Source organism: Anaeromyxobacter sp. SG64 (assembly GCF_022690745.1).
GTDB classification, from domain to species: Bacteria; Myxococcota; Myxococcia; order Myxococcales; family Anaeromyxobacteraceae; genus Anaeromyxobacter; species Anaeromyxobacter soli.
In genome coordinates this window covers 39169-56580 of record NZ_JALCZB010000008.1, presented here as the reverse complement: position 1 = coordinate 56580, position 17412 = coordinate 39169, and the positions used below count along the sequence as shown (strand labels likewise).

The following is a 17412-nucleotide window of genomic DNA, read 5'->3' as shown; positions in this document are numbered from 1 at the left end:
CGCACCGGAGGGCCCCATCACCCCGCGCCACCCGATGAGGCCATCGCCATGACCCTGCTGACCACCGCGCTCGACGATCCCCGGCTGCGCTTCCGCATCGACTGCTTCAGCGTACCCGCCGCCTCTCGGGCCGAGTTCGAGGAGGCCACCCGCCGCAACCTGGACTTCATCTCGACCCTCCCCGGCTTCCGCGGTCACCTCGTCTTCCGGAAGAGGGGTGGGCAGACCGCCTTCGATGTGGTGACGCTCGCGGTCTGGGAGAGCCAGGAGGCGATCGACCGGGCCGCGACTGCGGTGCGCGCCCACTACGAGCGGATCGGGTTCGACCGGGCCGCCTCGCTGGAGCGGTGGCAGGTCCGGTCCGAGCTCGGCGGCTACGAGATCCTGCGCGGACCCTAAAGCCTCACCCGCGCGCGCGGCGCAGGAAGGACCTCGAGCGAAACCTCGGGGACTCCGGGTCGGGACTCCAACCTCCACGCCGCGCACGCTCGGGGCTCGCGGCGCTGGCCATCCCGGTGCTTCACGTCGTCCGCTCGAGCTCCGCCGCGAGCCGGTCGAAGTTCTGCTCGTTGGCCGGGACGACGATCGGCTTCACCCTCGCGCAGTGCTCAGCGGTCTCGTGCCACATGCGCCAGGTGACGCGGGTCGCGCCACCGCTCTGTTCGTCCAGCGTGATCGTCATCTCGAAGGGATGGCCTACCGACAGGTGGCGGAAGACGATGCGCCTCGGCTCCTCCACCGCGAGGAAGACGCTCTCGTTCGGATGGTCGACGCCGTCCGGCCCGTGCATGACGAAGCGCCAGGTGCCGCCCGGGCGCAGGTCGAACACCTCGAAGGTGCTGCTGAAGCCCTGCGGTCCCCACCAGCGCGCCAGGCGCGACGGATCACGAAACGCCTCGAACACGCGCTCGGGCGGAGCCGCGAACGTGCGCGAGCTCACGATCTCGCGCTCCGAGGCATCGCCGCCTTTGCCCTCTCGTCGAACGGACATGGTCTCCTCCGGCAGAAAAGTGCTCGCCGCCTACCGCTTCACGAATCGGTCGGCCATCGCGCCGAGCACGTACTTCCAGCCCTCCGCGTGCATGCGGCCCATCTCGTCGTCCGGGACGTTCGTGTGCCGCAGCGTCACCTCGGTGTCGCTGCCCCGCGCCTCGAGCGTGACGGTCACGACCGACTCGACGCCGCGCGTCGCCTCCGACATCCAGGTGTGCTGGATGCGCCTCGCGCGCTCGAGCGCGACGAACCGGCCGTAGTGCGCCCAGGAGCGGCCGGCGTGATCGACGGAATGGTAGAAGAGGCCGTCCACGACCGGGTTGATGATCGCGCGGGCGGTCCCGTACCACGGGCTTCCCGGGCTCCGGTGGTCGAGCCAGACGTCGTAGACCTGCGCCGGGGTCGCCGGGATGGTGCGCTTCACGGTCAGCTCGGTGGTCTTGATCTCGTTCATGATCGCTTCCTCTTCTCCGCGAAGAACGCCTCCATGCGATCGAGGCGCTCGGTCCAGAACTGCTCGAGCTTCGAGGCCCACCGCACCACCTCGCGCAGCGGCGCCGGCTCGAGCGCGAGCGTGTGCTCGCGGCCGCGACGCGTGCGACGGACCAGCCCGGCGCGCTCGAGCACCTTGATGTGCTTCGAGATCGCGTTGAGCGACATCGCGAACGGCGCCGCCACGTCCGTCACCCGCGCCGGCCCGCGCGCCAGCTGATCCAGGATGGCCCGGCGGGTCGGATCGGCGACCGCGGCGAAGACGATGTCGGATCGGTAGTTCAACCTGACGGTTGAATATGGACGGGGCGCTGCGGTGTCAAGGGCACGTGCGGGAGGCGGCCGCGATCACGGGTCGACCGGCGCACGAGGCCGGGATCCTGAACAAAGGTCCCGGCCCTCGGTGATTCTGGCCCGCTCCGCGACAGGTCGACTGTCGCGATCAATGCCCCTGAAACCGCGCGTAGGTCACGCCATCCCAGGTGAGGACCTGGCAGGCCGGGTCGAAAACTCCGGCGAAGGTCCTGCCGCCCGACCGGCCCGTCACGGTCAGTCCCGAGCACGTGTACGTACCGGACTCGCTGACGTCGGAGTGGTCGTAGACGAAGCTCCCGCTCGCGAAGCTCACGGCCCAGCTTCCGAGGACCGGCCCATTCGGCCCGAGACCGACTTCGTGCTGCTCGATCGACCTGAACGCGGCGCTCTCGATCGCTGCGCAGGCATCCGCGAAGGGGCCTCCCGTGCAGGCCGCGTCGGCCGCGCCTCCGTCGGTGTGCGTCGCGGCGCGACCGCAGGCGACGGCAAGAAGCAGGAGTACACGTGGAGCTCGCATGACTCAGGGTAAACGAAAGGCGCGAGCCGCGTCTATTCTCGACGGCCGCCGACAGCGGTGCGCGTGCTTCGTGCGACAGCGGATTACTCTCGTATACCGTACGCTCCCCATCTTCCGCGGGGAGGCCCGTCTCACCACGGCCGGAATGGCCGATTCACACGATCGCTCGAACCACGCCGCCATCCACGCGCAGGGCCGCGCCGTTGGTGGCGCTGGCTTGCGTGCTGGAGACGTACACGATGAGGTGGGCGGCCTCCTCCGGGGTGGCGAAGCGCTGGAGCAGCGACGTCGGCCGCGCCGTCGCGAAGAACTGCCGCTCCATCTCCTGCTCGCCGATCTTCCGCTCCTGCGCGAGCTGCCGCACGAACTCGACGACGCCCTCGGAGCTCGTCGGGCCCGGGAGGACGGCGTTCACGGTCACCCCCGTGCCCCGCGTGCGCTCGGCGAGCCCGCGCGCCACCGCGAGCTGCGCGGTCTTGGAGACCCCGTAGTGGATCATCTCCACCGGGATCTGGAGCGCCGACTCGCTCGACACGAAGACGATCCGGCCCCAGCCCCTCGCGAGCATCCGCGGGAAGTGGTGGCGCGCGAGGCGCACGCCGCTCATCACGTTCGTCTCGAACATCCGCGTCCATGCCTCGTCCGTGATCTGCTCGAAGGGCACCGGCTCGAAGACGCCCGCGTTGTTCACGAGCACGTCGACGTCGGGGACCGCGCGGACGAGCGTATCCACCCCGGCGGCGACCGACACGTCCCCGGCGACGCCGCGCACGCGCGCCTGCGGCTCCGCGCGGAGGATGGCCTGCACCGCTTCCTTCACGCGGGCCTCGGTGCGGCCGTTCACGACCACCTCGGCACCTTCGCGCGCGAACTCTTGCGCCGCCGCGCGGCCGATGCCGGCGGTGGACCCGGTGACGAGCACCCTCTTTCCGGCGAGTCCGAGATCCATGAAATCTCTCCTCCCGACCTGATCCTCGAAGCTTCGGCGTGGTCGAGCACCCGACCCTTCACGGTCCGTTCGGCCACCCGCTCCCCGTGGTCGAGGGCCGCGGTCGCGGTCCCCTGCCGTCACGCTCCGCGGGTGGGCCCTCGCTCCCCCGCCTCCGCCGCCCTCCGCATCGCCTCGAGCGACCGCTCCACGTCGTCGTCCGTGGTCGCCCACGAGCAGACGCTGATCCGCATGGCGGTGTGGCCCTGCCAGACGGTGCCGCCGCACCAGCAGGTACCGTCCGCCTGGATCGCCGCGATCACCCGCCGCGTGCGCTCCGGCTCGCCGAAGGACACGAGCACCTGGTTCAGCGTGACCTCGTTCAGCACGCGGTGCCCCGCCCCGGCGAGCCCCTCGGCGAAGCGCCGCGCGTGGCGGCAGCTTCGCTCGATGAGGTCCGCGAGCCCGGCGCGCCCGAGCGCGCGCAGCGCGGCCCAGACCTCCACGCCGCGCGCCCGGCGCGACAGCTCCGGCGTGTAGTCCGCCGGATCCCGCTCCGTGCCTACCGGCAGGTAGGCGGCGGTCATGCCCATGGCGGCGCGCAGGGGGGCGCCGTCACGGACGAGCGCGATCCCGCTGTCGTACGGCACGTTCAGCCACTTGTGCGCGTCGGTCGCCCAGGAGTCCGCGCCCTCGATCCCGCTCGCGAGCCCCGCGCGTCCGGGCGCGGCCCGGGCCCAGAGGCCGAAGGCTCCGTCCACGTGCACCCACGCGCCGGCCTCGTGCGCGCGGGGCACGAGCTCGGAGAAGGCGTCGAACGCGCCGGTGTTCACGTTGCCAGCCTGGAGGCAGACGATGGTCGGCCCGGAGAGCCGGGGCAGAGCTTCGGGGCGCATCCGGCCCTGCCCGTCCACGGGGACGCTCACGACGCGGTCGCGCCCGAGGCCCAGCATCGCGAGGGCCTTCATCACGCTCGGGTGCGCCTCGGCGCCGACGACGACCGCGATCTCCGGCGCGCCGAAGAGGCCGCGCGCCTCGACGTCCCACCCCGCTCGCGCCAGCACGGCGTGCCGTGCGGCGGCGAGCGCGGTCAGGTTCGCGACCGTCGCGCCGGTCACGAACCCGCCCGCCGTTCCGGGCGGCAACCCGAGCGCCTCGACGACCCACCGCAGCGCGACGTCCTCCAGCGCGGCCGTTCCGGGCGTCACGTCGCGCCGGGCCGAGTTCTGGTCCCACGCCGTCGCGAGCACGTTCGCGGCCACCGTGACCGGGAGCGCCCCGCCGATCACGAACCCGAAGAAGCGCGGCCCGGCCATGGCCATGGTGGCCGGTGACACGAGCGCGTCCAGCTCCGCGAGCACCGTGCTCGGGTCGCTCGGCTCGGCGGGGAGCGCGCGGTCCAGGGCGGCGAGCCGCTTCACCGCCTCCGGAGAGGGCGCCACGGAGCGCGTCCGGAGCTCGCGGAGGTACGCCGAGGCACGCGTGGCTGCGTCCTGCAGGAGACTGCCGGTCACGTCGTCGCGATCCACGGTTCCCTCCTCGCGCGCCCGCGTACGCGGGGCCGCATGCGCGCCCGGGACGCGGCGCGACGGACTGGAGCGCTGACATGTTCGCGAGCGCCCGCCTCGTCAAGGCTTCACAGCACCTCGAGCGGCCGCTCCTCCTCCGGCGGCGGGAAGGCGCCGTCCAGCTCGGCGAGGTCTTCCCGGGTCAGGCGGAGGTCGAGCGCGGCGCGGTTCTCCTCGACGTGCGCCGGGGTGCCGGCCTTCGGGATGGCGTTCACTCCGTCGAGCCTGAGGATCCAGGCGAGCGCGATCTGCGCCGGCGTCGCGCCGTGCCGCTCGGCGACGTTCGCGAGGGCGGCGTCGTCGCGGAGCAGGCGCCCCTGCTCGTAGGGCGAGTACGCCATGACCGGGATGCCCCGCGCGCGGCACCAGGGCAAGAGGCCGAGCTCGATGCCGCGGCGGGAGAGGTTGTAGAGCACCTGGTCCGCCTGCACCTGCGACCCGCCCGGCACGCCGGACAGCTCCTCCAGATCCGGCACGTCGAGGTTGCTGACGCCCCAGTGCCGGATCTTCCCGGCCTCGACGAGCTCCTGGAAGGCGAGGACGGTCTCCTCGAGTGGGAACGCGCCGCGCCAGTGCAGGAGGTACAGGTCGATGCGGTCCGTCCCGAGCCGCCGCAGGCTCCGCTCGCAGGCGGCGATCGTGCCGGCGCGCGAGGCGTTCGTCGGGAGGACCTTGCTCACCAGGAAGACCTCGTCGCGCCGCCCGGCGATGACCTCCCCGACGAGCTCCTCGGCACGCCCGTCGGCGTACAGCTCCGCCGTGTCGATGAGCGTGAGGCCGAGGTCCAACCCGAGCTCGAGCGCGGCCCGCTCCGTCGCCCGGAGGGAGGGATCCTCGGCCATGAACCAGGTGCCCAGCCCCAGGGCAGGGATCCGCTCGCCGAGCGGGAGCGCGATCGTTCGCACGCCGGAGACCGATGACGCTGGCATGCCGAGACGATCGGATCGCCCTCGCCGTGACGCAACCAGGAGCGGGACTCGAGGCCCGCTGCTCGCGGATCTCGAGGGTCACGTGCTCGCGCGGGCGCGTTGCGCCTCCGGCGGCGCGGTGGCAGCATTCGCGCCCCGGCCCGGCCGGGCGACGCACGCGCGATGCCCGCGCGACCGTGCGCCCCGCGGTCCGGTCGAGGAGCTTCGCGACATGCACCCGTTCTCCCCGGCGCAGGTGGTCGGGTACGTCGCTCTCGTGCTGGGGGTCTCCGGCTTTCTCCAGCGCGACGACCGCCGCATGAAGCTCCTCGTCGCCAGCGAGTGCTTCGTCTACGTCGTCCACTTCACGCTGCTCGGGCGCCCGCCGGCCGCCTCGAGCGCGCTCGTCTCAGGGGTTCGCACGCTCCTCTCGGTGCGGTTCCGCTCGGCGTGGCTCGCCGCCGCGAGCGTCGCCGTGAACGTGGGCCTCGCCGTGGCGCTCTCGACCCGCGGCGCCGGGTGGATCCCCGTCGTGGGCTCGAGCCTCGGGGCGATCGCGGTGTTCACGATGCGGGGCGTCCCGATGCGGCTCGTGCTGCTCGCGAGCACCTCGCTGTGGCTCGCGAACAACGTCCTCAGCCGGTCCCTCGGCGGCACCGTGCTCGAGTCGCTCATCGCGGCCACGAGCATCTCGACCATCCTCCGCATGACCCTCGCGGAGCGCGCGGCAGCCGCCGAGAGCGCGCGGTCCGGGGCGGAAGGCGCGACGCCGTGAAGGGTGCGCGACCGCTCAGGTCACGCCGCGCGTCCGGGGGGAGGCATCGGCCCGCGCTGGACGGGCACCTCGTCGCTCGCCCGGGTTGCCGCGACCGCGCTCGACACCGACACGGCGCCGAGCAGGACGACCATGCTCGTCAGGGCGGCCTGGAGGACCAGCGCCTCGACGAGCACCACGGTGCAGATGGCCCACACGCCCAGCAGCAGCGCGAGCCCGGCGAGCTCGCGGCTGAGGAGCGCGTCCGCCACCGTGCGGCGACGGATCTCGGTGATCCCGTTGGAGCGGTGGCGAATTCGATAGCGCACGGCGCCTCAACACTCCGCTGGCCGCGGGATTCCCGGCGAGCCGCGCAACCATATCCGCCTCGAGCCGACGCCGCTCGTGCCTCTTCCCCGCCCTCCTGGAACATGCTGTCGCGCCGAGGGATTCGGCAGCGGGAAGTCAGGCGGCCCCCCGCCAGGTCTTCCGCAGGGCCGGCCCGGGCGTCACCTCCACCCACATGCGCCGCCGCGCTGCGGTATGTCTGCGGGCCTCGATGAGCGCCCCCGTCCGCCGACTCCTGTGGCTCCTCGCCGGCACGGCCGGCCTCACCGTCGCGAACCTGTACTACAGCCAGCCGCTCCTGCCGATGATCGCGGCCGAGCTGCACGTCGCGCCCCGCACCGCCGGCCTCGTCTCGACGGCCACGCAGATCGGGTACGCGGTGGGCATGCTGCTCCTCGTCCCGCTCGGCGACGGGCACGAGCGGCGGCGGCTCATCGTGGCGATGACGGGCGCGGTCAGCGCGGCGCTCGTCGCCGTCGCGGCCGCGCCGGGCCTCGGGGCGCTGCTCGCCGCGAGCTTCCTCCTCGGCGCGACGACGATCGTGCCGCAGCTCGTCGTCCCGTTCGCCGTCGCGGTCGCCGACCCCGCCGCGCGCGGCCGCTCGGTGGGGCTCGTGATGAGCGGGCTCCTCGTCGGCATCCTCCTCTCGCGCACGGTGAGCGGCGTGCTCGGCGCGCACCTCGGCTGGCGCGCGACGTACGCGGGCGCGGCGGGGACGATGCTGCTCCTCGCGATCGCGCTCCGCTTCGTGCTCCCGGCGCAGGCGCCGCCGTCCCGCGCGCGCTGGGCGGACCTCCTCGCCTCGCTGCCCCGCCTCGTGCGCGAGGAGCCGCTGCTCCGCCGGCACGCGCTCCTCGGCGCGCTCGCGTTCGCCGCGTTCAGCGTGTTCTGGACCACCCTCGCCTTCCACCTCGCGCTCCCGCCGCTCGGCTACGGCTCCAGCGTCGCCGGGCTCTTCGGGGTGGTGGGTGTATCGGGCGCGATCGCCGCGCCGGTCGCGGGCCGCCTCGCCGACCGCCACGGCTCGCGAGTCGTGAACCTCGGCGCGATCCTCGCGGTGCTCGCCTCGTTCGGCGTGCTCTGGCTGGGACGGACGAGCCTCGCCGGGCTCGCCGCGGGCGTCGTGCTCCTCGACTTCGGCGCCCAGGCGAACCACATCTCGAACCAGACCATCGTCCTCGGCCTCTCGGCCGAGAAGCGCAACCGCATCAACACCGTCTACATGGTGACCTACTTCGCGGGCGGCGCCGCCGGCTCGACCGCCGGCGCGTGGGCGTGGAGCGCCGGCGGCTGGTCCGCCGTGTGCGCCGCCGGGGCGGCGTTCTCGGCGATCGCGATCGTCGCGTGGGCGACGGTGGGTCATCGCCACGCCGTCGCGGCCTCCGAGGCGGTGGCGAGGGGCTAGGAGCAGAGCCCGACCGGTGCCGGAGCCCTGCGCGGTCGACGGCGCTCGCCTCCCGGCCGGCCTCACCTCGCCCCGGCCACCGCCTTCAGCGCCTTCTCGATCGCGTCGGGCGCGCAGCGGATGTTCATGAAGCTGTGCGAGCCCATCATCTTCAAATCAGGGAAGTTCACCGCGATCCGGAAGCGGGCGTAGAGCGCGCGCACGTCACCGCCGGTGACGAGGAGCTCGTACGGCAGGTGCCCCGTGGAGCGGAGCGGCTTGGAGTCGATCTCGTTCATGATGCGGGCGTCGCCCGAGCAGCCGTCGGAGAGCGCCACGCCGAACACCGTCTGCGTGCCGCCGGGCAGGTCGATGCGGTAGACCTTGCTCGCGCCCCCGCGCCGCTCGGCGAGCCCGGCCTCGATCGCCTTCACCGCCTCGTCGTGGCTCGCGAAGTGGCCGAGCTTGGACGGCTCGTCGAAGTACTCCATGCCGACCATGTAGTGGTACTTGCGCAGGTCCTTCGCGCTCTTGCCCTCGGAGGGCCCGTACTCCTCGGCCCGCCCCAGCGCGCCCTCGAGCGAGGCCGCGACGGGAGCGAGGTCGCCCGGGAGGCGATAGGCCGCCGCCATGTACGAGGGGTTCGTGTAGGCGACCTGGACCTCCTCGCCGACCTTCGTGATCGTGACGCGCTGGGCGGCGGCATAGCCGCCGGACGGCGTCTTCGCAGCCTCGGACTTGAGGCTCTCGTTCGTCACCGCGAGGACGAGGGCGCCGGGGTACGGCGCGTAGCTCCCGGCGATCTCGAAGCCCGCCGCCTGGAGCTTCTGCCGGGCGGTCCTCGCGGCACCGTCCACGTCTCCAGGCGCGCGCGAGGCGAGCACGAAGGGCTTCATCGTGGGGTCGGCCGCGAGGGCCGGGGAGGCGAGGAGGAGCAGGCTGGCGAGAGCGAACCGGTGGTTCATGGGTGGGGTCCTTTGGCGGCGGCGCCGCGCGACCGTGCGATCGGTCGATCGAGCTTGAGAGCCAGCGCGTGGCGCGACGATTCCGGACAGGATGTCGCACCGCGGGCACGCCAACCGCCTCGAGCCGTCGCCTCAGGTGGCGCTCTCCCTCGGCGCGTCGAGCCGCCGCTCGATCCGCCTGTCCGGGATCAACCAGAGGATCGCGACGAGGACGTAGAGCGCGTACGAGAGCCACGGGTGGACGAACGCGAGCCCGATCCCGAGCGCGTAGAAGAAGGGCGAGGTCTTCCCCTTCCAGTCGCTCCCGATGGCGCGGGCGAGCGTCGAGCCGGGGCCCTCGTGCGCGACGATCGAGCCCTGCAAGAGGAAGTACGCGATGGCGGCCGAGAGCAGCACGCAGCCGTACACCGCCGCCGGCCACGGCTCGTTCGGGCTCTCGCCCACCCAGTGCGTCGTGAACGGCACGAGCGAAAGCCAGAACAGGAGGTGCAGGTTCGCCCACAGGATGCGCCCGCTCACGTGGTGCGTGGCGTGCAGCATGTGGTGGTGGTTGTTCCAGTAGAGCCCGACGTACACGAAGCTGAGCACGTAGCTCAGGAACACCGGCACGAGCGGGCGCAGCGCGGAGAGGTCGTGGCCTCCCTCGGGGACGCGCAGCTCGAGCACCATGATCGTGATGACGATGGCGAGCACGCCGTCGCTGAACGCCTCGAGCCGGGTCTTGCCCATGCGTCGTACTTAACCCGCCGCGAGGGCGGCGCGCCGCGCGTGCCGTTCTGCCAGGCTCTTCGTGGCCGGGCACGCCGATGCCCCGCCTCACGGTGGTACTGGACGTCAGCGGCGCTCGCGGCCTCGAGAGGCGCCGCTCACGCCGCGAGCGGCAGGCTCGTCTCGAGCGCCCCCGTCTCGACCCCGACCAGCTCCGCCGCGTCGCGCGCGGAGAGCCGCCGGCGCTCGACGAGGACGCGGCCGGCGAAGACGCGCGCCTCACGGGCGCGGGCCGCGTCGCTCAGGTAGAGCGAGGCGTGCAACGCGCGACGCGCCTCCGCGGGCACGGCGGGATCGACGAGCAGCATCGGGACGAGGGACCAGGTGTTCATCGCATGCTCCTGGCCCCTCTATTTAAATCGACGTCCGTCGATTTCAACCGAAACGCTTCCGCGTGAGGCCACCTCCTGTCCGCTCAGCGGCCGCGCGCCCGTCGTTCCGCGGGCTTGGGCCGGCTCGCGCCCGAGAGGGTCCGCACGCGCAGCGCGTCGAGGTACGCCTCCATCACGTCCCGCCGGAAGCGGTAGTAGGCGAAGTGCCCGTCCCGCCGCCGCTCGAGGAGCTGCGCGTTCACGAGCTCCTTCAGGTGGTGCGACACCGTGGACTGGCAGAGCGCGGCCGACTCGACGACGGACGAGCACGGCACCTCGCCGCCCGCCGCCGCCGCGCGCTCGAGGATCTCGCAGCGCTGCGGATCGGCGAGCGCCTTGGCGATGCTGCAGAATTCTTCGTCGGTGAGCCCGACCGGCATGGTGACGCCCCCCCCGGCGGGTATCGATAACCGTCGATGATTCGCGAGTCAAGGCGCACCTTGGCCGGCGCGTGTGGGAGACCGCGTCGCCGCCGAATAGGCTCGCCAGGCGCCGGCCCGGCGTTAGGTATCGGGCCATGGACACCCGTGCACTGGCCGCGACCGCGGCGCGTCTCGAGACCCCCAGCTACTCCGCGCTGCGCTTCGTCGCCGGCGCGATGTTCATGTTCCACGGCTCCCAGAAGATCCTCGGCTGGCTCGCCGCCGGGCCCGGCCCCGCGGCCGGCACGCAGCTCTGGTTCGGCGGCCTCATCGAGCTCGTCGCCGGGGCGCTCATCGCGCTCGGGCTCTTCACGCGCGCCGCGGCGTTCCTGGCCTCGGGCACGATGGCCGTCGCCTACGTCCAGTTCCACTGGAAGCTCGCCCTCTCCGGCTTCGCCTGGCTCCCCGCCGTGAACAAGGGCGAGCTCGCCGCGCTGTACTGCTTCCTGTTCCTGTACGTGACCGCGCGCGGGCCCGGGGCGGTCTCGCTCGACGCGCTGCGCGGATCGCGCGGCCGCTGACGCGCCGGCGGCTGTGGCTCGATCGCGTGACGTGGCGGGGGTGCCGCGCCCGTGCGCCGGGCTCACGTGCGAGGACGTGCCCCGCGAGCGCACACTCGGCCGCCGAAGGGGCGGAGATCGCTAGTGAGCAGATCCACCGTCCGTCCGTGGCACGATGGGTGAATGACCGGGCCGCAGCGGTTCCCACCTCACGAGGAGAGATCCATGCGCAAGCTGCTCCCTGCCCTTTTCGCCCTCACGCTGCTCGCGGTCCCCTTCGCCTCGCACGCCCAGGTCTCGCTCGGCCTCAGGCTGGGCTACGGCCCGGCGCTCGGCGACGCCGCGAAGGACTCCAGGATGTCCGACGGCATCAAGAGCCAGATCCCGATCCAGCTCGACGCCACGTACGCGCTGACACCGAGCTTCGGCCTCGGCGGCTACGTCTCCTACGGCTTCGGCCAGATCGGGGACGAGTTCGCCCAGCTCTGCGATCAGGTCGACTGCTCCACGCGCGTCGTCCGGGCCGGCGTGCAGGGCATCTACACCTTCGCGCCCATGGGGCAGCTCCGGCCGTTCGCGGGCGTGGGCGCCGGGTACGAGTGGGGCAGCATGAGCGCGGAGGCCGGCGGCCAGAAGGTCTCCTTCTCGTTCCGCGGGTTCGAGCTCCTGAACCTCACCGGCGGCGCGGACTACGTGGTGAGCCCGCAGCTCGCGGTCGGGCCCTACATCGGGCTCAGCCTCGCGCGCTACTCGAACACCTCGATCGACGACGGCACGCAGACCATCTCCGGCGAGATCGACCAGAAGGCGATGCACGAGTGGCTGCAGTTCGGCATCCGTGGGCGGTTCGACCTGTAGGCTCTTGCTCGCGCTCCCCCCCGGCGCGCCGGTGGGGGAGCGGGCCTCCACGAGTGGCGGCGGCGCACCGCCGCCTTCGCTAGAATCGTCCGCACCGGAGGTGACATGCACAAGAGCAGGCTCTGCGCGGTGACGATCGACTGCGAGAAGGGGGATCTCGACGTGGCCTCGCGCTTCTGGTCGGGGGCGCTCGGGCGTCCCGAGCGCGAGCGCGAGGGGAACTACGTGACGCTCGAGGATCGCGACCGGCTCATCGTGCTGCTGCAGCGCGTCGATCATCCGAGCAGGGTTCACCTCGACCTCGAGACCGACGACATGGAGGCCGAGGTTCGCCGGCTCGAGGCGCTCGGGGCGAAGCGGGTCGCGCAGGTCCGGACCTGGTGGGTGATGGAGGCGCCCACCGGGCAGCGCTTCTGCGTCTGCCGCCCGCAGCGCGGGCCGCTCGGGGACGACGCGAACACGTGGCCGTGAGCGGCGCGGCCCCGGGCTCACGCGCCGCCGGCGCTCTTCCGTTACCTCGAGCTCGCGGCGACGGGCGTCCTCCGGGAGAGCCGCGCCGTCGTCGATTTCCTCGCGCGCGGCCCTGCGCCGTGTCCTCGCTCAAGATCGACGGGTCCCGGCGGTGTTAGATGGGCGGCCCGAAGCCCGGCCCATTCCCGCCGAGGAGCCGCATGTCCGCACCGAAGACTGCCAGCCGCGACGCTTTCGCCTCGACCCTCGGCGCCTTCGCCGCCACCGTGGGCTCCGCGATCGGGCTCGGCAACATCTGGAAGTTCCCCTACCTCACCGGCTCGAACGGCGGCGCCGCCTTCGTGCTCACCTACCTGCTCGCAGTGGCGCTCGTCGGGATCCCGGTGATGGCGGTGGAGCACGTCATCGGCCGGAGGATGCGGCTCGACGCCGTGCGGGCCTATGGCCGGGTGGTCCCCGGCCAGCGGTTCTGGGCGGCGATCGGGTGGGCGGGCCTCGCCTCGGCCCTGCTCATCATGGCGTTCTACACGGACGTCGCGGGCTGGGTGTTCGCCTACGTCTTCAAGTCGGCGGGTGCGTTCGTCTCCGGCAGGCCGCTCACCCCGGAGACCTTCGGTGCCCTCGCGAGCGGGACCTGGGAGCCCATCGCCTGGCAGGCGGTCGTCCTCGTGGTCACGACCGCCATCATCGCCGCCGGCGTCTCCCAGGGCATCGAGAAGGTCACGAAGACCCTCATGCCCCTCCTCTTCGGCCTCCTCCTCGTCTGCGACCTGCGCGCCCTCACGCTCCCGGGCGCCTTCGCCGGCGTCTCCTACCTGTTCAGCCCCGACCCCTCGAAGATCACGGCGAGCGTCCTGCTCTCCGCCCTCGGCCTCGCCTTCTTCAAGCTGTCGCTCGGCATGGGCACCATGACGACCTACGGGTCCTACATGCCGGACCAGACCCGCATCGTGCCGAACGCGACGCGCGTGGCCCTCGCCGACACGCTCGTGTCGCTGCTCGCGGGGCTCGCCATCTTCCCCGCGGTGTTCGCCTTCGGCGGCACGCCGGCCGGAGGCCCCGGGCTCCTCTTCAACACCATCCCGCTCGTCTTCGCCCGGATGCCGCTCGGCGGGCTCTTCACGGCGCTCTTCTTCGTCCTCGCGGCGATCGCCACGATCGGCGCGATGGTGAGCCTCATGGAGGTCCCGGTGGCCTTCTTCGTCGAGAAGGGCCACGTGCGCCGCCCGGCCGCCGCCGCGATCACCGGCGGCACGATGTTCGCGCTCGGCGTCCTCGCGACGCTCTCGCAGGGGCCCGTCCTCGCGGACGTGAAGCTCTTCGGCAAGACCTTCTTCGATCTGTTCGACTTCCTCTCCTCGAACGTGCTCCTCCCGGTGGGCGGCCTCGCCATCGCGATCGTGGGAGGGTGGCTCGTCTCGCGGAGCGCCTTCGTGGAGGAGCTGAACAAGGGCCACTCGGCGGCGAGCTGGTACGACCGGACGTTCTACGCGTTCATCCGGTTCGTCGCGCCGGGGCTCATCCTGCTCATCCTCCTGAGCAGCCTCGGCGTGATCCGGCTCTCGTAGGCGTCCTCGCGCCGGCGAACCCGCGCGAGAGCCCTCGCCGCGCGGCTCAGAGGAGCTGGTACTGGACGCCGGTGACCACCGAGGGGAGCTGGTCCTGCTCCCCGCGGAAGCGCTTCAGGAACGGGAGCTGGCCTCGCACGAACAGCCAGGCCTCGCCGAGCACCTTCAGGTAGACGCCGGGCGACGCCGACAGCACGGTGCCGCCCGTGTTCACGACGGCCTCCCCGCCGGCCTCGTCCGCCGCGGCGTGGCGGCCGTCGAGGCCGAGGTCGAGCGCGAGCCGCTTCGCCGGAAAGTACTGACCGTGAACGCTCCAGAGCAGCGCCCGGCCGTAGCGGTAGCCGGCGCCATTCTCGGTGCGGAGCCGGCCGGAGAGGCTCCCGAAGGCGAGCCAGCTCCCCTGCTCGAACCGGTAGCTCACGCCGGCGAAGGGCCCCCAGGCGCCGGTGCCGGGCTGGCCGTGCTCGTCGATGCGCTCGCCGCCCGAGCGCAGGCGGTTCGGCCCGGTGGGCATCGAGGTCCCCGCGGTGAGCGCCACCTCCTGCACCCGCCCGACGCCCAGGTTCACGCTCCGAAAGGCTGCGTAGCGCGCCGCGAGCTCCGCGTCGCCGAGGCCCGTCGCGTCGGAGGTGGCCGTGGACGCGCCGCGGCCCACCGCCTCGATGGCCTTGTGGACGAGCGGGAGCGTGCCGGTCAGCGAGAGGCGGTCGGTCGGCCGGTACACCGCGTTGAGCCGGAAGGACCACTGGGTGAGCTCGTCGGTGAGGGCGGGATCTGCCTCGTTGCCGGCGTCGACCCGGAGGTACTCGGTGTCGAGCTGCAACCGGAAAAGGCCGGTGATGGCGGCCGGATCGCTCGACGTGAGCAGCGGATCTCCGCAGGCGCACACGGAGCAGGCGCGCGCGGGGAGGGCTGCCGCCAGGCCGGCCGCCGCCAGGGCCGCGAGGCAGAGGCGCGCGGTGAGTGGATGGAGGCGCCCCATTTCGGTCCCTTGGCGATACATCCCCTCCTCCGATCGGCGCGCGTGCCCGGTGTCACCAGCGAGCCGCAGGCTCGGCGAGCGCAGGACCGGGTGTAATCGGCGCTCGCTCTCGACGCTGGGCCGCAGGGGATCGCGCAGCGGTGAACGAGCCGTCTCACCGGTCTCCGGGCGCCGCGTGAATAGACGAAGGACGGGCGCGTCTGTTCTCGGAGCCCGAGGCCTTCCGACCTGCGACGATCCGTCTGGCCCCGGATGGCCCTTTCCGGGATCCAGCGCAGGCGATTGAGGGTGGTTTACTCGCGGTCTCTTTGGCCCCACCTGGGCCGCCCTGGCGGTCGTGCTTGGTTCACCCAGGGAGCGATGACGCTCCCGCACTCGGAGAGGACACAGACGATGACGAAGAGGATCGCAGTCACGCTCGCGTTCGCAGCGCTGGTCGGCTTCGCTGCCCCGGCTCGCGCCCAGGAGACCGGCAAGGCGAAGGCCGACGCCGCCGCGGCGCGCGCCAACGCCGCCGCAGCGCACGCCGACGCCGCTGCCAAGAAGGCCGACACGGCCGCGAAGAAGGCCGACGCGCAGAGCGAGGCCGCCGCGAACAAGGCCGAGGAGAAGGGCGAGGCCGCCGCGGCGAAGACCGAGGAGAAGGCCGCCGAGACGAGCGCGGTGGCCGGCGAGAAGGCCGGAGAGGCGAAGGCCAAGGGCCACGAGACGGCCACCACCGCCAAGGCCAAGGCGAAGACTGGCAAGGCCAAGGGCGTCTCCAAGGCCAAGACCGGCAAGGCGAAGGGCGAGGCGACCGCGGCGGAGGCCAAGGCCAAGGGCGAGGAGAAGGCCAAGGCCGCGCAGGAGCGGATCGAGACGGAGCCCGCGCCCGCCCCCGCTGCGCCTGCTCCGGCTCCTGCCCCGGCGCCTGCGCCGCCCGCGACGAAGCCGTAGCCCGGCCCAGGCCCCGCGGTACCCCGACGACCCGGCCATCCGCCGGGTCGTCGGCGTTCGAGGCGGTTCGTGCCCGGAGCCCTTCCGGGCGGAGGGCACGGCGCGCGAAGCGTCTTCGGATCGCGCGCCTCGATCGGGCGTTCAGCGCGCCGCTGCCTCCTGGCCCGGCTTGATGAGGACCTTGGTGTAGCCGGGCTCGCGCCGATCGAACTTCCGGTACGCGTCCGGCGCCTCGCTGAGCGGGATGCGCCGCGACACGATGAAGCTCGGCTTCGCCCGGCCGGCGATGATGAGATCGCGCAGCACGAGGCTGTAGTTCTTCACCGGCGTCTGTCCCATGCCGAGCTGGATCCCCTTCTCCCACAGCTTGCCCCACGGCAGCGTGTAGGCGCCCTGCTTCGCCGCCTTGTCCTTGCCGCCGGGATCCTCGGGCAGGAACACGCCGATGATGCCGAGCGCGCCGGTGGGGTTCACGACCTCGACGAGCTGCTCGGTGAGCGACGTCGGGTGCTCCTTGCTCGGATCCTCGAAGTCCTTCGCCTGGTAGCCCACGGCGTCGATGCCGCACATCACGCCCGCCATCTTCTCCTCGCCGCGGCGCATCGCCCCGCGCACGAGCGGGTTCGCGAGCCGCATGCTGCGGATCTGCTCGGCGGGCGGCCCCTTGCGGAAGTCGATGGCGATGGCGCCGATCTTTTGCGCCTTCTCGAGCCGCTCGGGGATCGCGTCCACGACGTACACCTCGGCGGCGCCGCGCAGCATGGAGCTGTACGCGGCGAGCAGGCCCACCGGCCCCGCCCCGAAGATCGCGACCGTGGAGCCGGGCTGCACCCGCGCCATCTCCGCCGCGTGGTAGCCGGTCGGGAAGATGTCCGAGAGGAGCAGGAAGTCGTCCTCGAGCTCGTCGCCCGGCTTGCCCGGCAGCTTGATGCAGTTCGCCTCGCCCCACGGCACGCGCAAGAGCTCCGCCTGGCCGCCCTTGTACGGGCCCATCCCCACGTAGCCGTAGGCGGCCCCGGCCGCCTCGTCGTTCGTCACGAGGCACGCGCTCGTGTAGCCGCGCGAGCAGTTGAAGCAGGTGCCGCAGGCGATGTTGAAGGGCAGGACCACCCGATCGCCCTTCTGGAGCTGCTGCACGGCGGTCCCCACCTCCTCGATGACCCCCATGTTCTCGTGGCCCATCACCACGCCCGGCTCGGCGGCCGTGCGCCCCTCGTACATGTGCAGATCGCTGCCGCAGATCCCGGCGGTGCTGATCCGCACGAGCACGTCCGTCGCGCTCTCGATCCGCGGATCCTCCACCTGCTCGACGGACACCTTCCCCGGTCCCTTCCACACCACCGCGCGCATGTGTGACCTCCTGG

Annotated in this window: 22 protein-coding genes; 8 read left to right on the top strand and 14 right to left on the bottom strand. The window is 72.4% G+C overall.

What is annotated here, in order from left to right; genetic code table 11:
- Nucleotides 1-48: 48 nt before the first annotated feature.
- The gene (locus MNZ29_RS04290) at nucleotides 49-399 is read left to right on the top strand and encodes an antibiotic biosynthesis monooxygenase family protein (protein WP_242334622.1); all 351 of its coding nucleotides are present in this window, start codon (nucleotides 49-51) and stop codon (nucleotides 397-399) included.
- 121 nt (nucleotides 400-520) lie between these two features.
- Here the strand turns inward: MNZ29_RS04290 and MNZ29_RS04285 are convergent, their stop codons facing one another.
- The 7 genes from MNZ29_RS04285 to MNZ29_RS04255 all read right to left on the bottom strand — a co-directional run bounded on the left by MNZ29_RS04285 (nucleotide 521) and on the right by MNZ29_RS04255 (nucleotide 5742).
- Nucleotides 521-991 carry an SRPBCC family protein gene (locus tag MNZ29_RS04285; protein WP_242334625.1) on the bottom strand — a complete coding sequence of 157 codons (471 nt, stop codon included), beginning with the start codon at nucleotides 989-991 and terminating at the stop codon, nucleotides 521-523.
- Nucleotides 992-1021: 30 nt separating this feature from the next.
- Entirely contained in the window at nucleotides 1022-1447 is a 426-nt protein-coding gene (locus MNZ29_RS04280) for an SRPBCC domain-containing protein (protein WP_242334628.1), read from the bottom strand.
- Nucleotides 1444-1770 (bottom strand): helix-turn-helix transcriptional regulator, encoded by a 327-nt coding sequence (locus MNZ29_RS04275; protein WP_242334631.1) that lies wholly within the window; start codon nucleotides 1768-1770, stop codon nucleotides 1444-1446. The genes MNZ29_RS04280 and MNZ29_RS04275 overlap by 4 nt, the downstream gene beginning before the upstream one ends.
- A 157-nt stretch (nucleotides 1771-1927) precedes the next feature.
- Nucleotides 1928-2113 carry a hypothetical protein gene (locus MNZ29_RS04270; RefSeq protein ID WP_242334634.1) on the bottom strand — a complete coding sequence of 62 codons (186 nt, stop codon included), beginning with the start codon at nucleotides 2111-2113 and terminating at the stop codon, nucleotides 1928-1930.
- Nucleotides 2114-2471: 358 nt separating this feature from the next.
- Nucleotides 2472-3266, bottom strand: coding sequence for an SDR family NAD(P)-dependent oxidoreductase (locus tag MNZ29_RS04265; protein WP_242334637.1), 795 nt, complete (start codon nucleotides 3264-3266; stop codon nucleotides 2472-2474).
- Between the two features lie 119 nt (nucleotides 3267-3385).
- On the bottom strand, nucleotides 3386-4774 hold the full coding sequence (locus MNZ29_RS04260) for an aminotransferase class V-fold PLP-dependent enzyme (RefSeq protein ID WP_242334640.1): 1389 nt from the start codon (nucleotides 4772-4774) through the stop codon (nucleotides 3386-3388).
- 107 nt (nucleotides 4775-4881) lie between these two features.
- On the bottom strand, nucleotides 4882-5742 hold the full coding sequence (locus MNZ29_RS04255; protein WP_242334643.1) for an aldo/keto reductase: 861 nt from the start codon (nucleotides 5740-5742) through the stop codon (nucleotides 4882-4884).
- A gap of 211 nt (nucleotides 5743-5953) precedes the next feature.
- Here MNZ29_RS04255 and MNZ29_RS04250 point away from each other — a divergent pair, with 211 nt between their 5' ends.
- The gene (locus tag MNZ29_RS04250) at nucleotides 5954-6496 is read left to right on the top strand and encodes a YgjV family protein (protein WP_242334646.1); all 543 of its coding nucleotides are present in this window, start codon (nucleotides 5954-5956) and stop codon (nucleotides 6494-6496) included.
- A gap of 20 nt (nucleotides 6497-6516) precedes the next feature.
- Here MNZ29_RS04250 and MNZ29_RS04245 read toward each other — a convergent pair whose 3' ends face one another.
- The gene (locus MNZ29_RS04245; protein ID WP_242334648.1) at nucleotides 6517-6804 is read right to left on the bottom strand and encodes a hypothetical protein; all 288 of its coding nucleotides are present in this window, start codon (nucleotides 6802-6804) and stop codon (nucleotides 6517-6519) included.
- Between the two features lie 230 nt (nucleotides 6805-7034).
- Between MNZ29_RS04245 and MNZ29_RS04240 the strand changes: the two genes are divergently transcribed.
- A complete protein-coding gene (locus MNZ29_RS04240) occupies nucleotides 7035-8228 on the top strand; it encodes an MFS transporter (protein ID WP_242334651.1) in 1194 nt (397 codons plus the stop codon).
- A 62-nt stretch (nucleotides 8229-8290) separates the two neighbouring features.
- Here the strand turns inward: MNZ29_RS04240 and MNZ29_RS04235 are convergent, their stop codons facing one another.
- The 4 genes from MNZ29_RS04235 to MNZ29_RS04220 form a co-directional block, all read right to left on the bottom strand.
- On the bottom strand, nucleotides 8291-9172 hold the full coding sequence (locus MNZ29_RS04235) for a hypothetical protein (RefSeq protein WP_242334654.1): 882 nt from the start codon (nucleotides 9170-9172) through the stop codon (nucleotides 8291-8293).
- Nucleotides 9173-9304: 132 nt separating this feature from the next.
- Entirely contained in the window at nucleotides 9305-9901 is a 597-nt protein-coding gene (locus MNZ29_RS04230) for a TMEM175 family protein (RefSeq protein WP_242334656.1), read from the bottom strand.
- A 137-nt stretch (nucleotides 9902-10038) separates the two neighbouring features.
- Complete coding sequence (locus MNZ29_RS04225; RefSeq protein WP_242334659.1) at nucleotides 10039-10272, bottom strand: hypothetical protein; 234 nt, start codon at nucleotides 10270-10272, stop codon at nucleotides 10039-10041.
- A gap of 83 nt (nucleotides 10273-10355) precedes the next feature.
- On the bottom strand, nucleotides 10356-10691 hold the full coding sequence (locus MNZ29_RS04220; RefSeq protein WP_242334661.1) for a helix-turn-helix transcriptional regulator: 336 nt from the start codon (nucleotides 10689-10691) through the stop codon (nucleotides 10356-10358).
- Nucleotides 10692-10828: 137 nt separating this feature from the next.
- Between MNZ29_RS04220 and MNZ29_RS04215 the strand changes: the two genes are divergently transcribed.
- From MNZ29_RS04215 to MNZ29_RS04200, 4 genes are all read left to right on the top strand, one after another.
- Nucleotides 10829-11254 (top strand): DoxX family protein, encoded by a 426-nt coding sequence (locus tag MNZ29_RS04215; RefSeq protein ID WP_242334664.1) that lies wholly within the window; start codon nucleotides 10829-10831, stop codon nucleotides 11252-11254.
- Between the two features lie 204 nt (nucleotides 11255-11458).
- A complete protein-coding gene (locus MNZ29_RS04210) occupies nucleotides 11459-12091 on the top strand; it encodes an outer membrane beta-barrel protein (protein ID WP_242334667.1) in 633 nt (210 codons plus the stop codon).
- Nucleotides 12092-12196: 105 nt separating this feature from the next.
- Complete coding sequence (locus tag MNZ29_RS04205; protein ID WP_242334670.1) at nucleotides 12197-12562, top strand: VOC family protein; 366 nt, start codon at nucleotides 12197-12199, stop codon at nucleotides 12560-12562.
- Nucleotides 12563-12762: 200 nt separating this feature from the next.
- Nucleotides 12763-14130 (top strand): sodium-dependent transporter, encoded by a 1368-nt coding sequence (locus MNZ29_RS04200; protein ID WP_242334673.1) that lies wholly within the window; start codon nucleotides 12763-12765, stop codon nucleotides 14128-14130.
- A gap of 46 nt (nucleotides 14131-14176) precedes the next feature.
- Here MNZ29_RS04200 and MNZ29_RS04195 read toward each other — a convergent pair whose 3' ends face one another.
- The gene (locus tag MNZ29_RS04195; RefSeq protein WP_242353026.1) at nucleotides 14177-15112 is read right to left on the bottom strand and encodes a hypothetical protein; all 936 of its coding nucleotides are present in this window, start codon (nucleotides 15110-15112) and stop codon (nucleotides 14177-14179) included.
- Between the two features lie 393 nt (nucleotides 15113-15505).
- Here MNZ29_RS04195 and MNZ29_RS04190 point away from each other — a divergent pair, with 393 nt between their 5' ends.
- A complete protein-coding gene (locus MNZ29_RS04190; protein ID WP_242334679.1) occupies nucleotides 15506-16048 on the top strand; it encodes a hypothetical protein in 543 nt (180 codons plus the stop codon).
- Nucleotides 16049-16189: 141 nt separating this feature from the next.
- Here MNZ29_RS04190 and MNZ29_RS04185 read toward each other — a convergent pair whose 3' ends face one another.
- Nucleotides 16190-17398: a glutathione-independent formaldehyde dehydrogenase gene (locus MNZ29_RS04185; protein WP_242353015.1), complete on the bottom strand. Its 1209-nt coding sequence runs from the start codon at nucleotides 17396-17398 to the stop codon at nucleotides 16190-16192.
- Nucleotides 17399-17412 lie beyond the last annotated feature (14 nt).

Bases quoted from the DNA above. Each gene is read 5' to 3' on its own strand.
- MNZ29_RS04250 (WP_242334646.1), top strand. From the start codon at position 5,954: ATGCACCCGTTCTCCCCGGCGCAGGTGGTCGGGTACGTCGCTCTCGTG.
- MNZ29_RS04210 (WP_242334667.1), top strand. From the start codon at position 11,459: ATGCGCAAGCTGCTCCCTGCCCTTTTCGCCCTCACGCTGCTCGCGGTC.
- MNZ29_RS04220 (WP_242334661.1), bottom strand. From the start codon at position 10,691: ATGCCGGTCGGGCTCACCGACGAAGAATTCTGCAGCATCGCCAAGGCG.
- MNZ29_RS04285 (WP_242334625.1), bottom strand. From the start codon at position 991: ATGTCCGTTCGACGAGAGGGCAAAGGCGGCGATGCCTCGGAGCGCGAG.
- MNZ29_RS04240 (WP_242334651.1), top strand. From the start codon at position 7,035: ATGAGCGCCCCCGTCCGCCGACTCCTGTGGCTCCTCGCCGGCACGGCC.
- MNZ29_RS04230 (WP_242334656.1), bottom strand. From the start codon at position 9,901: ATGGGCAAGACCCGGCTCGAGGCGTTCAGCGACGGCGTGCTCGCCATC.
- MNZ29_RS04190 (WP_242334679.1), top strand. From the start codon at position 15,506: ATGACGAAGAGGATCGCAGTCACGCTCGCGTTCGCAGCGCTGGTCGGC.
- MNZ29_RS04215 (WP_242334664.1), top strand. From the start codon at position 10,829: ATGGACACCCGTGCACTGGCCGCGACCGCGGCGCGTCTCGAGACCCCC.
- MNZ29_RS04205 (WP_242334670.1), top strand. From the start codon at position 12,197: ATGCACAAGAGCAGGCTCTGCGCGGTGACGATCGACTGCGAGAAGGGG.
- MNZ29_RS04255 (WP_242334643.1), bottom strand. From the start codon at position 5,742: ATGCCAGCGTCATCGGTCTCCGGCGTGCGAACGATCGCGCTCCCGCTC.
- MNZ29_RS04265 (WP_242334637.1), bottom strand. From the start codon at position 3,266: ATGGATCTCGGACTCGCCGGAAAGAGGGTGCTCGTCACCGGGTCCACC.
- MNZ29_RS04225 (WP_242334659.1), bottom strand. From the start codon at position 10,272: ATGAACACCTGGTCCCTCGTCCCGATGCTGCTCGTCGATCCCGCCGTG.
- MNZ29_RS04280 (WP_242334628.1), bottom strand. From the start codon at position 1,447: ATGAACGAGATCAAGACCACCGAGCTGACCGTGAAGCGCACCATCCCG.
- MNZ29_RS04200 (WP_242334673.1), top strand. From the start codon at position 12,763: ATGTCCGCACCGAAGACTGCCAGCCGCGACGCTTTCGCCTCGACCCTC.
- MNZ29_RS04195 (WP_242353026.1), bottom strand. From the start codon at position 15,112: ATGGGGCGCCTCCATCCACTCACCGCGCGCCTCTGCCTCGCGGCCCTG.
- MNZ29_RS04185 (WP_242353015.1), bottom strand. From the start codon at position 17,398: ATGCGCGCGGTGGTGTGGAAGGGACCGGGGAAGGTGTCCGTCGAGCAG.
- MNZ29_RS04235 (WP_242334654.1), bottom strand. From the start codon at position 9,172: ATGAACCACCGGTTCGCTCTCGCCAGCCTGCTCCTCCTCGCCTCCCCG.
- MNZ29_RS04290 (WP_242334622.1), top strand. From the start codon at position 49: ATGACCCTGCTGACCACCGCGCTCGACGATCCCCGGCTGCGCTTCCGC.